The sequence below is a fragment of the Niallia tiangongensis genome (assembly GCF_044704065.1).
Classification (GTDB): domain Bacteria; phylum Bacillota; class Bacilli; order Bacillales; family Cytobacillaceae; genus Niallia; species Niallia tiangongensis.
Window position 1 is genome coordinate 3,127,001 of sequence record NZ_CP162613.1, and the last position, 15,389, is coordinate 3,142,389.

The following is a 15,389-nucleotide window of genomic DNA, read 5'->3' on the forward strand; positions in this document are numbered from 1 at the left end:
TCCTCATTTGAATTCACGTTTTTTTTCTTATCAAAAATGGAATAATAGGAGCTCCTGATGAAAAAAATAAAATTCGCTTTTACTATCCTGCTAGTATTTCTCATATATAATTCACTTGTTTTTTACATAGGCTGGAATGGTTATGTATGGCTTAAGTCCTTACAACTGACACCCCACCCAGCTTTCTATATTGGGGTTATTATCCTTTTTTCCTATGCTTATTTTATAAGTCACTTCCTTAAATCAATCACGATTTTTAAAATAATCGGTGCCTATTGGCTAGCTATTTTTGAATATGGGCTAATCCTTTTTCCCCTAGCCAATATTAGCTTGTTTATCTTAAAGATGTTGATTGACCCTATGGATGCGACCATAATCATAGGTACTATCACTGCATCATTGCTCTTATTTTCACTTGTTTTTGGGACATATAATGCTTATTCGCCAGTTATTAGAACATATAAACTTACAGTAGAAAAAAAACAAGCGAAAAGAAACACTCTACGCATCGCTATGGCTTCTGATATGCACTTTGGTACTTTATCAGGGAAAAGTCACTTGAACCGGCTAGTAATGCAAATAAACAGCCTACAGCCCGATTTAATATTATTACCTGGCGATATCATTGATGACGATCCTCTTCCTTTTATGAAAAAGAAGATGGGAGAGCAATTGAAGCAATTACATGCTCCACTAGGTATTTATGGTGTATTAGGCAATCACGAGTATTATGGAAAAATGATTCCTACGTTTATTAAAGAAATGAACCGCATTGGCATTCACATATTAATGGATGAGAAACTTACAATCGACGAAACCATTCGTCTAATTGGTAGAAAAGATAAAACAGATAAAGATAGGCTTTCCATTCCTGCACTATTAGAAAATGAGAGCAACCACCTTCCAATCATCATGATGGATCACCAGCCAGATGAGCTTGAAGCTGCCATGAATGATGGAATTGACGTCATTTTGTCAGGACATACACACAGAGGACAAATGGCACCAAATCATCTTATAACTAGAAGAGTATTTGAATTAGATTGGGGCTATAAACAAAAGAAGCAACTTCATGCCATTGTTTCCTCTGGCTTTGGATTCTGGGGACCACCAATAAGAATTGGCAGTAGATCAGAAATCGTTTCTATTGAAATTAAATTTACTTAAAACGAGTTAGCTTTTATTATTGTGATAAAATAGACACTCTATCAATGTATAAGTATATGCTGCTGAAAAATATAGCAGCATATTTTTTTTACTTTTATTAGAGGAGTTTTTCATTTTTGGCAGGTAATAGTTTGGGTGCGGAAAATTTTTATTTAATGATGTTATGAACACACTTTTTCTTTGACTAGTCTTTCTTCTGGTTTTCATCCGCTTGATGAAAACCACTTTTCTCTTGATATCCTTCCTAATCTAGCTTTCATTCCCTTAATTTATGCATCTGCACCTTTGTCATTTCCATTGAGCTAATTTAATCCATCAAAAAACACACCACAATTAAAAGAGTGGTGTGTTTTAACATATTTCTTATTTTTCCATCCAGTTTGTATGGAAAATTCCTTCTTTATCAAGACGCTCATATGTGTGTGCACCGAAGTAGTCACGTTGCGCTTGTAATAAGTTTGCTGGTAAAGTTGCTGTACGGTAGCTATCAAAGTATGATAATGCTGCTGCAAAGCTTGGTACAGGAATACCGTTTAAGACAGCACCAGAGATTACTTCGCGTAATGCTGCTTGATAGTTTTCAGTGATTTCACTGAAGTATGGATCTAATAAAAGGTTTTTCAATTCTGGATCACGGTCATATGCATCTTTAATTTTTTGTAAGAATTGAGCACGAATAATACAACCACCACGGAAAATCATAGCGATTTCTCCATAATTTAAGTTCCAATCGTATTCGTCAGATGCTTCTCTCATTTGTGCGAATCCTTGTGCATAAGAAACAATCTTACTTAAGTAAAGTGCTTTACGTACAGATTCGATATATGCTGCTTTATCGCCTGTAAATGGTTTGATTTCTGGACCTGTAAGTACTTTGCTTGCTTTTACACGTTCGTCTTTCATTGCTGAAATAAAACGAGCAAATACAGACTCTGTAATCATTGGAAGTGGGACACCTAAGTCTAAAGCACTTTGGCTTGTCCATTTACCAGTTCCTTTTTGACCAGCAGTATCTAAAATAAGATCTACTAAAGGCTTACCTGTTTCTTCATCTATTTTAGTGAAGATGTCTGCAGTAATTTCGATTAGGTAGCTATCAAGCTCGCCTTTATTCCATTCTGCAAAAACTTCATGAAGTTCTTGCGCTTCTAATCCTAGAACATGCTTCATGATGAAGTATGCTTCACAGATTAATTGCATATCTCCATACTCAATACCGTTGTGGACCATTTTAACATAATGACCAGCACCATCAGGACCGATATAAGTAGTACAAGGCTCATCATTAACTTTTGCAGAGATATCACGGAAAATAGGAGCAACTAATTCATATGCTTCTTTTTGACCACCAGGCATGATAGAAGGACCTTTTAAAGCGCCTTCTTCTCCACCAGAAACGCCTGTACCAATAAAGTGAATACCAAGTTCACTTAATTCTTTGTTACGTCTTTGTGTATCTTTAAAGAATGTGTTACCACCATCAATAACAATATCCCCTTTATCTAATAAAGGTTTTAATTGCTCGATTGTTGCATCTGTGGCAGGTCCTGCTTTAACCATTAACATGATTTTACGTGGAACTTCTAAAGATTGTACAAATTCTTCTAATGTATATGTTCCAACAATATTCTTGCCTTCTGATTCTTTAAGCATTTCTTCTGTTTTTTCTTTTGAACGGTTGAAAACGGAAACAGTATACCCTCTGCTTTCGATGTTCATCGCAAGGTTTTTACCCATGACCGCTAAACCGATTACACCAAATTGCTGTTTTGTCATTTTTTCCTAACGTCCCTTCTAAACTATGTATCCTTATAGTAGAATTCACTTAACTTTAGCAAGATTTTTTAAGTTATGCAACTAAAATGCAACTACTTTTCAAGTTTATTTCAAAAAAATTTTTTTATCAAAAATAACGTCGCTAAAATTTCTTTCCTTGTAGAAAATCTTTATTAAAGCTAGTCAGTGTACCGATATTTTCTTCTTTTTTTGAAATATTATTTCTTTCCGATGCCGGTTCGATAATGGATGAGCCATATTTTTCTTTCAACTTATCAATAGCTGTCCATAAAGGTTCTTTCTCTGCATCTTTTTCAAAAGAAAAGAGATCCAGTTGTTTTACTACAATATTATTGTCTATTAAATCTCCTGCTGTTATTCCTAATAAGCGAACAGGATTGCCATCCCATGCAGAAATAAAAATCTCTTTGCTATATTGTAGTATCTCTTCCTCTGTTTTAACCGGATTTGCTAATTTTTTGCTTTTGGAATAATTTTTACGATTTCCATAGCGAACGGTAACAGAAAGATGATTAGCATGAACATGCTTCCTTTTCATCCGTGTTGCTACTTTATTTGCAAGTGTTCCTAATACTCGGAAGAGCTCCTGCTGATTCTTTACATCCTTTGGCAAAGTAGTAGAGTTACCGATACTTTTAAACTCATTGGCCGCTTCTGGATCGACTGGCCGATTATCTTCTCCATTAGCTCTTTCCTTTAAGCGAATTCCATTAATGCCTAATGTTGCTTTTAATGGAATAGACTGTGCCATCGCCAAATCGTGAATCGTTTGGATACCAATCGCCCTTAGTTTTTCCCCTGTTTTTTTTCCTATACCATGCATTTCTTCTACTTGCATTGGCCAAAGTATATTGGGAATATCTCGCTTTCTTAAAATCATGATTCCCATCGGTTTCTTTAAATCAGATGCCGTTTTGGCAAGAAATTTATTCGGAGCAATCCCAATACTACATGGTAAATCTAAACGTTCATAAATTCGTTTCTGGATTGTTTTTGCAATGTATATAGGAGTTCCTAAGTCATGACAATTCGTAATATCTACATAGCCTTCATCAATGGAAACAGGCTCGACAATATCGGAAAATTCATGGAGAATTTGAAACATCGCGAGAGATGCCGTACGATAACGATCAAAATTTGGAGGCAATACAATTAAATCCGGGCATTTTTTTTTGGCTTCCCATAAAGGCATTGTTGTTTTTACACCAAATTTTCTTGCTTCATAGCTGCAAGTGACGATAATACCTCTGCGTTCTTTTTCATTTCCCGCAATTGCCAGTGGCTTTCCCTTTAACTGTGGATCATAGGCCATTTCAACAGATGCATAAAAACTGTTCATATCTACGTGTAAGATAACTCGTCCTTTTTTTGGATAAAATTCCTTCATTTTGCCTTCACCAATTCTTTATGATCATTTGTAGACGCTTCTATTATATATTCCATATTTCCTACTTGTTGCTTATGCAGGTTGATTTTTCATATAGTCTTTAATATCTTTTACTCCTTCAAGTGTTTCTAATAAGACATTTGGGTCTAGCATTAAAACCAAACGATTTTCTAAATTAAGAACACCTGTAATATATTCTGTTTTCTGATATGCAGAAATACCAACCTCTTTAATTACTTCTTCTTTTATATCAAGAATTTCTTTTGCATCGCTAACAATCATAGCAAACGAGATATCTTCTGTTCGCGCAACAATTAATTTATTATTTTCATCTTCTTCTGTTTTTTGATTGTATAAAACCATTTGTAAATCAATGACAGGGATAAGCTCATCTCTTACTTTTCTTATTCCTCTCACAAAGGATGGTAATTGAGGAACAGGAGTAATCTGTTCTTCTTTCTCAATTGATATGACATAAGAAACATCTACGGAATATTCTCCGTTTGCCACTTTAAATATAACAACCTTCTTTTCTTCCATTTATATTCCCCCAAAATTATATTTTACAGTAGTATTTTCCTATAAAATATTTTCCTCTGTTTTCTAGATAAATGCAAGCAAAAATAGAAACATTTGTTTGATATATACACAAAAAGGGTGCTTCCCTAAAAAGGAAACACCCCTACTCAAAAATATGATTATTTACCTGTTACTCCTTCAATAATAAAATCTTTGAAACGACCGATCGACCTCGAAGTGACTAAACACACATCTACTTCTCCAAGAAGCGAATGTTAAGCTATTATCTTTTTGATTTTATATGAACCTTTTAATCACTAAAATCTCTAAAAAGAATCTCTAGTTCTTTCTCGTCATACATTGTATTATCAAAAATAAATTTCTCTACTTCAAATGATTGTGATTTTTTGTATATTTTAATTTTAATTCAAGAACTACTCTTCCATTTAAAAATTGTGCATCTGGCTTTTATTAGTTCCTCTTAAAATTTTATTTATGATACTTACAATTCCATCTTGTATTTCATAAACTATTATCGCTCGACTTGAGCAGAACTTCTTTCATTATTTGAAATTAATTTAACGGTAATCTTCTATTATAACGATTGATGTTTTTTCTGACACAACCCTATAAGTTTCACCTGTATGCAGAAATAGTCTGTGGTTTAAAAAGATTAATAAAAAGTAGGATGGCAGCCATAACATAAATTCCTTTCTACCTTTTGAAAAAATGGATTTCCATTCTCTTTCGAAATTTAAAGTTATTTGATATTTTGTAGTTATTACCAGTTTGTATCTCCATTTTTGTTATTTAATTATTTATTGAATCCTTTTTTTACTAGTCTTATAAATTCTAGTAATAAATAAAACTAGCGATAATATAATAGATATAAATCAAATGACTAATTATAACTAAACAAATGGAATAAATATTTATTAATTTTGAATATCCGTCTTTTTTTAAAAGACTAAAAATTAATAAGAAAAAACAGATAATAACCAATTGTCCCAAAAATGTTATAAACATATAGGCTTTTAGGTTCTCACCTATTCCAATATATATGCCTATACCCACTAACACAATCCCGGTCAATCCATATCCTCCAATAATATTATTTAGCTTCTTACTTTCAAAATTTACAGTTTTACCTAAAAATAAAGATATTGCTAACACCATAAAACTGCTTAAAAGATGAAATAATAATACTAACAATCTTATGTCTCCTATCTTTTATAAATTACATTTGCTATAACATCGCTTCGTCCCTAACCTATTCTTCATGTAAATGGAGTATGAATAAATTAATAAAATTTACAATAATAAAATACACCGTGAACATCTTTACAAACTAATTCATCTGCTTTAGCGTCTAGATATTGAAACTCTAAGTGATTTCCCAATTGATCAATTGCCTTAAATAATTCTATTTTTTTGAAAGAAAATCATAGACTTCCATTTCCCCACCAGAAGAGATTTTCCATATTTTTGATTTAGTTATACAGGACACAGTTGGAATCAGTTTTCCTGTAGCGCCCCAGTTAAAGATATTAACTTTATTTTTAATTTGAAATCATAGGTAACGAATCTTCACCAAAGTAACAAACCCATATATTATTATTATCATCTACCGTAATACTATAACATTCATTCATTAAATCCATTTTCAAAACCTTAAATACTGTATAATGTTGTTATATTAATTAGTTTTGTAATACTGATTCTAGAAATGTGATTTTGATATATTATGTCTACTATTATTTTATTCAACTCTAGTATAAAATTTATGCTTTACATCCAAAGAAATTTCTGATAACTGATTATTTTCCAATGAAATTTTAGTGAATTTTAATTTTCCCAATATAGAAATGCTCCTATACGATTGTTACGATACTCATATCATTATAGGCATAACTATCATCTTTTTTAACCTAAAGTAAGATAAGTATCTAAATCATTTTTATCATCTAAATACTGAATGTCATTTAAATTCAAACTCTCCGCATTTAAAAATAATTTCTTTAATTTAATTTCATCTTTACAATAAATTCTAGTATACTTACTATCAGCAATTAAAAATAAAAGTTCACAGTTACTATTTAAAAATTCATCATATGTTTTAAAATTTTGATTTAATCTTTCCCCGTTTAAGTATGCTTTCATTTCTGCAAAGATAACATAATACTGCTTATCTTGAATTAATTCCTTTATCTTTGTTCCTTCCATAAAATTACTTTCTGTAGAAAAGAGCTGATTTTCTAACGATTTATTCTTAATTTCATAAATCTCACAATTATCTTGTATGAACCAGTCATAATTTTCAACTTCTATAGGCTTAAGAATGTTAAATAGCCATTTCCCATATTCATTAGGTATAATAAAACTAATTCCTCTAATCACTTAAACCATTCACCTTCCTTTTTATCTTGCATGGAACTACTTAAAAATTCATAAAATAATACTATTTACATTTTTATTAAATTTCAAAATATATACTTTTTCTCTCTTCATCGATTAATTCAACTTCTATAATTTCGTATTCCTTTACAGATGGAGAACCATTAAATTGCTTAAGTATTTTCATGATACCATTATAAAAGCATTTTTCTTTAACAACACCCTTTGACTTAAACTTTTTCTCTTCTAAATACAATTCAAGATTGTAAGTCATTCCATCAAAAGATAAATTAAAATTAACTTCCCTTTCTTCTAGCCAAATAATTAAATCATCAAGGGTAGGAATCCATGTGCCTTTTTCATATATATCTTTAGGGCAAAGCAATGCTTCTCGAGGTCCTAATTTCCCTCCAACTATCCATGTTGACTTATTATAGTAGAACATATCGCAAGGGTTTATTTCATCATTAGTATATTGTACTTTACTAAAGCCTGCATTCATTAGTTTAGTAGCATCATTTACACTCAACGTCATCTGAATCATCACCTAATTTTTATTTAAGTTTAATAATCATACCTTTTTTACTTTTATGTTTATTTATGTAATTTCCATATTATCAGCATTTCCCATTCGTACTAGCCGTTTCTTTTCTGTTCAAAAACCTTATAGCAACTATCTGCATGTTTAGTTGTATCTTTAGCCCACCAATTTCCCTGTCCTAGGATCCTTACATATTTATTACTTCAATCTGTCTTATGAACCAGTTTTTATATCCCAGAGCGTTTCTTGATTCTTAATCTTTTTCAATTTACTACTAGAGCTGCTTTTAGGGTTTTTAGCAGATAATCCCCCTTTAAGTCTAAGTCCTCCATCCATATTTGAGCTATTTTCATTTATTCGTTTCTCTCCAGTAAGATCTATATAATTAACTGGATTATTATCAGTATACAAATATCTATTTTGAGATAGAGGTTCAGATATATTGCCTGAGAATGAATCTATAGATAATCTGAAAGATTATAATACCGTGCGTTTGAGTAATATTTTTTGTTCTTGGTCATTATTTCATTACTTTATCATAACTATATTCATTTATAGTAGCATTTGGTAATTCTTCTCTTGTTAGCTAATTAATGGCATCGTAAAATAAGATCTAAAAATATGCCATAAACGATATACCATATCTTAAAAATGTATATTTTAATCCCAAAACGTTTTAATTCATCCCAATTTTGCTATACTTTATTTTCCTAAAATATATTTCACAATGGTTTAGGCATATTTAAACTAAGGAAGAATGAACAATGTTGAAAAGAAAGCTGATAAACGTGTGCTGAATTAGAATTTTCTTTTCCTACTCTAGCAAAGCCTTAACACTTCCAGATATTTGCGGTCAGATAATATGCGAGAAGGAAAAAATGGCGATAGACATTAGTCGTAAAACAACACAGGGATTGGTAGGGCAATCGAGGAAATAGAAAAGGAAGCAGTCCCCCCCTGCTTCCTTACAAAATCTAACCCCTATAAATCTTCGACAAATTTCGGAACGTCACTGTGTAGTGAGCCTAATTTTTATACTTCAATAGGAAATTTAAAGTAATAAATTGGGATAATTAGCATCACTACCATCAAACTTACTTTCCCCAAAGTAATTATGTGCTTTCTCTTCAAGTTCACTAATAACTTTCTCATCAGGAATTTCAGCTAATTGAGTAATAATACCATTTTTATTTTCCAAGAAAATTCACTTATACTATTTTTGCCTAAATAGTCAACAAATAATGGAGAAAAATAATTTAACCAAAAAACACCAGGTAGTCTTTCTCTTAATGTACCTGTAACATGCTGTCTATTTCTTGATTCTTCATTAGTCACATATCCATATGTAGCATCCATATTTTCAACTAATTCAGTAAAAAACAAAAAGATCTCTCTAGTTTTTTGTTTAAAGACTTTTTTACTTAAGTATACAGTTAAATAATTTAAAGTTTTTTTTGATGGATGTTTCCACCAATGAACTTGATACCAGAACCCTTTCCCCTTTCCATACATTCCTCCGGATTTTCCAATCATTTTATCTGAATCTGAATCATATAGTCCCGGCTCTTCTGTTACCCACATATTTTTTGCCTTAATTAATGAGTAAGTTTCGTTAGCTGGTTCTGACAAATTAATTTTTTCTATTTCAAATCTATATTCTTCCATTAATCGTAAAAATCTTCCTGCGTATTCCTCTGTACCAATATGATTAGTGGAATAAATCGTTATTAGTATTCCCATATTCTTCACCTCAGATTATATAATTCAAAGTTTCCTAGAATTACGGTTTCCAATCCATAAAAAAAGTTTAAAAAAACATATTTCGCTTAGCGATAATATGGCTAATACACGTACAAATTCAAAGTCACTAATCATAAAAATCTCATTATTGGAGCAATTACTCAACTATAAAATCTTTATTTAAATTAAAGACAGAATTAAAAAAATGCCAAATATTTCAATTCTTCTTTTGAATATTGCGCTAACATAGATTTGTTTTTTTCAAATTATCCCTCCTCTTTGTTTAATTGCTTTTATACCTCAAGATATTTCCCGTTTTTAAATGATTCAATCTTAACTCTTTCTCTGTCCAATAGTTTTTTGTTTATCCTCATTAAATTACTGTTTTTTGCGAAAAATTGCAAATTTAATTTTTTCAACTTAAGGTTAGGAAATATTAGCATACTAAAATTAATCCTAGCTTCACCGCCTCTACCAGCCATGGAACTATTCTCATTACCTACTTTTTGATCTCCGTTTGGATCACAGTAATTGATAGGATTATTTTCCGTATATATAACCATTTTGTGATAATGATACATTAATCATGCCTGGATATGGATCTAGCGCTTGAAAATTCCCATTCACCGGATCATGGTTTAGGCATTTTAAACTAAAGAAGAGTGAACGATGTTGAAAGGAAAACTGTTAAAAAATATTCTCTTCTTACTCTAGCAAAGCCTTAGCACTTCCCGATATTTGCGGTCAGATAACGCAAGAAAGAAAAAACTGAATAGACATTAGTTAGAAAACAATACAAGGATTGGTAGGGAAATCGAGGAAATAGAAAAGGAAGCAGTCCCCCCTGCTTCCTTACAAAATCTAGCCCCTATCAATCTACGACAAATTCCGGGACGTCACTGTGATCAGGAATCTTTGCAACGCCTGCGATAGTTCCACTACACGGACAAAAGTTAAGTCAATGGTGGCGGACTACCGAATTTGCACTACCTTAGATAAGTATAGTGGTCTTTTTTATAGTGGATCTCTTGCTCGCATTTCCTGGCTCTATTTTCCGCAAACGGTGGCTCAAAACTCCACAATACTCAATTGGGAAATCTTTTAAACTTACATATATTTAATATTCAGACTTATAACTCCTTTTTATTTTAAAAAAATAATTTCTTTCAAAAGAGAAGCTATATCTTTGTATATTATTCGATTTAAAAAAGTGTTTTTTTTCATATAGGTTTTGGAATCATAAATTTCCTTTAACTCCCTTTTAATTTCCGGGAATTTTTTCAGCTGTTTTTTTAACAATCTTAATGCCATTTCTTTAGTTCTAACAGAATAATCCCCTCTTATAATTTCTAATAATCTAATATAAATACTTTTATTAAGAGTCTCCGTTGGAAAATAAGGTTCATATAAGATAACAGTAATTGTATCAATTAATGTTTGGTCATCTTTTTCAAACAAATCTTCAATAATAACTTGGGCAGATTCATTATTTGGAAGTGATGTATAAATCGCTTGTCTTAAACTCCCAATACAATAATTCTTATTTTTTTCCTTATAAACATTTATCACCCCATTAATTCCGCTTATAATTTGAAGCTTCGCAACAACTACCTGCTCTTTTACATGGGTATTTTTTGTAGTAATTTCATCTAAGAACGGAATTATCGAACTATCTGCGTTATTACCTAGATAAGACAAGGAAAGTACTTTTTCCTCGTCTGGTTGATTATGAAATTGTTTTTTTATCTTTCTTATATTTTTTTGCTTTTTTGTTTTCTTTTCAATTACATGTTTAACTATATCATTAATAAAAAAAGGTTCATTTGTATCTAATAATGACTCTATATAATCAAATAATTTAGCATTATTACTAAACAAGCAGACTTGAATGATTGTAATTTTTTGTATATTAGTAGCATTAGGATAAAAAGTTATTAGGTCTAAAGAATTCTTTTCATCCATTTTTTTTGCAATTTTTTCTGACGTCTCAACACAATTATCATCATTAACAGCTGATAATAATATTTCAATCTCTTTGTTTTCCATGATTCTCCCTCTTTAATTAATATCTTAATACAATTCTAACTTTCGCCCCAGCTTTTTTATAATTGTTTAATTGCTTCTTATATGTTGAACTTCTTGTATATTTTGATTTTAATTCAAGAACCACTCTTCCATTTAAAAATTGTGCATCTGGCCGTTTTTTAGTTCCTCTTAGTGTTTTATTATATTTCCCTCCTGGTACAACTTTTTTCATACTTTTATCCCATGCATTATGTGCTGCTCTCCCTTTGGTAAGATGCGAACCTTTGGTTGCAGTTGAAACCGATCTTGCAACTTTTAATGCCCTAAAAGTTCCAGAACCTACTCCTCCAATTGCTCCGAGTGCTGTACCTCCAGCTACTGATCCCCAAAGTTTCCATCCTTTTGTTCCACTCTTTTTAGCAGTCACGTACGAAGACACTCCTCCAATTAATGCACCTGCAGCCATCCAATAAAAATCTCCATCCGGATCAATATTGATAATTGGATTATTTCCTGCATAATTATAACCATTTTGAGAAATAATATCATCTTCATCCCCAGGATGTGGATCTAACGCTTGGAAAATTCCATTGACTGGATCATAATATCTTGCCTTCAAATAATAATGTTTTGTCTCTTGATCATAATAATAACTAGCATAACGGATATTATTTTCTTTCGCAATTGTGCCTGTTTCACTTAACACATTTCCATAAGCATCATACGAATAGGATCCTACTTCTACTCCCGTATTATCTATTATACTACTTACATCGCCGCGTTGATTTGTTAAGAAATAATAGACGCTAGTCTTCCACGTTCCATCTGAAGCTTTCTGTTTGATTGTCATTCCGACCGCTTTTCCGAATGTATCCCATTGATAGTAGCGGTACTGCTGTATCTGGTCGTTTACACTCATTACTTCTAAGGTTAAATGATCTTCTTCCCCATCGTAATAGTATTCGTACGTTTTCGTGCCGACAATCTTTTTCGTTCTTAAGCCTTCGTTATCATATTCATGTTTGGCAATTAGACTACCTGCTAGTGTTGATATGGTTTAGGCATTTTTGAAAGCTGTAAAAAATATTCTCTTGCTGCTCTAGCAAAACCTTAACACTTCCAGATATTTGCGGTCAGATAATATGCGAAAAGGAAAAAATGGTGATAGACATTAGTCGTAAAACAACACAGGGATTGGTAGGGCAATCGAGGAAATAGAAAAGGAAGCAGTCCCCCCTGCTTCCTTACAAAACCTAACCTCTATCATCAATTTTCGACAAATTTTGGGACTTCACTGTGACCATACCTATTTTTGTGGTCAGGTGGTCACTTTTTTGCTTTTCATCCAGAATTTTAAAATTAATACGTGAAAAGCATCATAATTACTATCATTATAATCAATAAAACACGGTGTATTACGTCTACTTATTTTCCAAACTTTATAATTATTTTAACATTATAAGCTTTGAATAATTATTGAGCATACTCATTAATTTGACCGTCTATGTTGAATCGCTTTAATTGTTCCCTTGTCGACACTCTTGCGTAAATCACTATCAAGTTTGTTTTGTTCCTCTCTATATTTCTTTACAATATAATGATAGCAATCTTGTATTACTTTATCAGTATTAGGAACCTTGATAATGTTGACCTTCATGTTGTCATCACCTCATTAATCTATATGAGGTGAGAGCTTGTACTTATTAGTTCCAAAAAATTCTTATTACAGTTTAGAGTATATCTTAAGCTTTGCTTACTTTTATTATCTATTACTCGCAGTAGATATAACTCCGCTTATTGAAAAATTCATGTAATTCCCTGTGAGTTATGTTGAATTTGTTCCTATATAATTATTCCCGAAAGGAGATGATCATTATGTTAAAAGATTGCGGGACAAAAAAATGGATAGCAATCATGTTATCAGAACATGCTGCAACAGTTATTGAAGTTAATAAAGAGCTATCCATCTCTATCATGGAATAGCTCTTCATTATACATTTAACTATATTTATCCTTATATCTATCAGTTAACATTTCTAAAATTGCTAGATCTCCAACTACCCCCAATGGATTAGGTATTTTTCTAGCCTCTTTCTCTTCAATTACTTCACATTCCATAATTTCTCTATTACTTAATCCTCTGCTTTTAAAATATTTACCTCTTGTAAAAGTAACATATTCAATCTCTCTTAGTTCTTCCTCAGTAAAAATTACTTTGTTATATTGACTTGTTAACTTCCAGTCATAGTTCATTATTGATGCATATCCAGTATTAGCAATCATTAAAAACTTATGTTCACTAATATATGAATATATTTCAGATACTTTCAGAGGATTGTCGGAGAAAACATCTAAATATCCTAAGATAACATCGTCGTTTTTGTCGACAACTAGATTTCCACTAATAACTATCCCATAATTATATTTTTGAATGTTCTCAAGGAAGATTTCAAAAACTTGCCCGGTTTCTATTTTTTTAAAATACTTTGTTTTTTTAGGTTGCTTTATTTTCAATTCTGATACTATGCCTTCAAGTAATCGAACATCATAATTTAGTATCTCAAGTAACAAATTTTGTATGTCTGTTAGTTTATCCTCAGTATTATTAGATATACTCCTGTCTTTAAGATATTCAACAATTGCTTCTTTATTATCCATCTCTTCCTCCTTTTTCATTAATGCTTATTTATAAACACTTCTTGATACAGACATATACTGTTTATATTTTTTATTCTTCTTACTAATAGGTCTAATCTTATTTCTCAAATTTTTCTTTCCACCATTTTTCAAGTATAACCTATGTTCTAATCCTCTTGCTTGGGCATACGTTAAGCCTTTTTTTTCTATATTAAAAGTAGCATCGGAATGAACTTTGCTATGTGATTTTGCTCTAGCCTTAATATTTCTTGTCCTTCCTACATAAACAACCTTTCCTCCTTTATTTAAGGTATATACAGCATGACTAGCCTTTTTTAAAGCCTTTAATTTTGGTCCACCAACAATAGCTAAAGCAGCAACACCTGCAATTTTCGCCGCACTTCCACTAGCTTTATATGCTTTATAACCATCATAAGCAGCAAATCCTACATTCACTGCCATCCAAAAAAAGTCACCATCTGGATCGACATTTATTACTGGATTATTACCCGCATACGTATATCCATTCTGAGAAACTGGATCATCTTCATCCCCTGGATGTGGATCTAATGCTTGAAAAACCCCATTCACTGGATCATAATATCTAGCTTTTAAATAATAATGTTTTGTCTCTTGATCATAGTAATAACTAGCATAACGGATATTATTTTCTTTCGCAATTGTGCCTGTTTCACTTAACACATTTCCATAAGCATCATACGAATAGGATCCTACTTCTACTCCCGTATTATCTATTATACTACTTACATCGCCGCGTTGATTTGTTAAGAAATAATAGACCCTAGTCTTCCACGTTCCATCTGAAGCTTTCTGTTTGATTGTCATTCCAACCGCTTTTCCGAATGTATCCCATTGATAGTAGCGGTACTGCTGTATCTGGTCGTTTACACTAATTACTTCTAAGGTTAAATGATCTTCTTCCCCTTCGTAATAGTATTCGTACGTTTTCGTGCCGACCATCTTTTTTGTTCTTAAGCCTTCGTTATCATATTCATATTTGGCAATTGAACTACCTGCTAATGCTGATACGGTTCTTAAGGTACTCATATCATTATAGGCGTAACTATAACTATCATCTTTTGTTAAGTTGCCATCACCGTCATAAGTGAAGACTGGGTTAGTATTCTTGGTTTCGACCTGATTCGCTTCATTATACGTATA

The 15,389-nt window shown here is 31.7% G+C and carries 14 protein-coding genes; 1 reads left to right on the forward strand and 13 read right to left on the reverse strand.

Annotation, left to right across the window (positions count from 1 at the left end):
• The first annotated feature begins 57 nt into the window (after positions 1–57).
• On the forward strand, positions 58–1,167 hold the full coding sequence (locus AB3U99_RS15105; protein ID WP_400242216.1) for a metallophosphoesterase: 1,110 nt from the start codon (positions 58–60) through the stop codon (positions 1,165–1,167).
• Between the two features lie 363 nt (positions 1,168–1,530).
• Here the strand turns inward: AB3U99_RS15105 and gndA are convergent, their stop codons facing one another.
• The 13 genes from gndA to AB3U99_RS15170 all read right to left on the reverse strand — a co-directional run bounded on the left by gndA (position 1,531) and on the right by AB3U99_RS15170 (position 15,275).
• Positions 1,531–2,943, reverse strand: a complete 1,413-nt coding sequence (gene gndA / locus AB3U99_RS15110) for an NADP-dependent phosphogluconate dehydrogenase (protein WP_048717795.1) — start codon at positions 2,941–2,943, stop codon at positions 1,531–1,533.
• A gap of 142 nt (positions 2,944–3,085) precedes the next feature.
• Positions 3,086–4,351, reverse strand: coding sequence for a DNA polymerase IV (locus tag AB3U99_RS15115; protein ID WP_400242219.1), 1,266 nt, complete (start codon positions 4,349–4,351; stop codon positions 3,086–3,088).
• 72 nt (positions 4,352–4,423) lie between these two features.
• Positions 4,424–4,891, reverse strand: a complete 468-nt coding sequence (locus tag AB3U99_RS15120; RefSeq protein ID WP_400242221.1) for a chemotaxis protein CheW — start codon at positions 4,889–4,891, stop codon at positions 4,424–4,426.
• A gap of 831 nt (positions 4,892–5,722) precedes the next feature.
• On the reverse strand, positions 5,723–6,082 hold the full coding sequence (locus AB3U99_RS15125; protein WP_400242223.1) for a hypothetical protein: 360 nt from the start codon (positions 6,080–6,082) through the stop codon (positions 5,723–5,725).
• A 711-nt stretch (positions 6,083–6,793) separates the two neighbouring features.
• Complete coding sequence (locus AB3U99_RS15130) at positions 6,794–7,267, reverse strand: DUF2691 family protein (protein WP_328019374.1); 474 nt, start codon at positions 7,265–7,267, stop codon at positions 6,794–6,796.
• A 76-nt stretch (positions 7,268–7,343) separates the two neighbouring features.
• Entirely contained in the window at positions 7,344–7,799 is a 456-nt protein-coding gene (locus AB3U99_RS15135; protein ID WP_400242225.1) for a hypothetical protein, read from the reverse strand.
• 1,057 nt (positions 7,800–8,856) lie between these two features.
• Positions 8,857–9,003, reverse strand: a complete 147-nt coding sequence (locus tag AB3U99_RS15140) for a hypothetical protein (protein WP_400242227.1) — start codon at positions 9,001–9,003, stop codon at positions 8,857–8,859.
• Complete coding sequence (locus tag AB3U99_RS15145; RefSeq protein ID WP_400242228.1) at positions 8,970–9,545, reverse strand: hypothetical protein; 576 nt, start codon at positions 9,543–9,545, stop codon at positions 8,970–8,972. The genes AB3U99_RS15140 and AB3U99_RS15145 overlap by 34 nt, the downstream gene beginning before the upstream one ends.
• Before the next feature lie 1,143 nt (positions 9,546–10,688).
• Positions 10,689–11,591: a hypothetical protein gene (locus AB3U99_RS15150; RefSeq protein WP_400242230.1), complete on the reverse strand. Its 903-nt coding sequence runs from the start codon at positions 11,589–11,591 to the stop codon at positions 10,689–10,691.
• Positions 11,592–11,607: 16 nt separating this feature from the next.
• Positions 11,608–12,489: an RHS repeat-associated core domain-containing protein gene (locus AB3U99_RS15155; RefSeq protein ID WP_400242232.1), complete on the reverse strand. Its 882-nt coding sequence runs from the start codon at positions 12,487–12,489 to the stop codon at positions 11,608–11,610.
• Positions 12,490–13,059: 570 nt separating this feature from the next.
• The gene (locus AB3U99_RS15160) at positions 13,060–13,227 is read right to left on the reverse strand and encodes a hypothetical protein (protein ID WP_328019367.1); all 168 of its coding nucleotides are present in this window, start codon (positions 13,225–13,227) and stop codon (positions 13,060–13,062) included.
• A 341-nt stretch (positions 13,228–13,568) separates the two neighbouring features.
• Entirely contained in the window at positions 13,569–14,228 is a 660-nt protein-coding gene (locus tag AB3U99_RS15165) for a hypothetical protein (RefSeq protein WP_328019366.1), read from the reverse strand.
• Positions 14,229–14,252: 24 nt separating this feature from the next.
• Entirely contained in the window at positions 14,253–15,275 is a 1,023-nt protein-coding gene (locus tag AB3U99_RS15170; protein ID WP_400242234.1) for an RHS repeat-associated core domain-containing protein, read from the reverse strand.
• Positions 15,276–15,389: the final 114 nt, after the last annotated feature.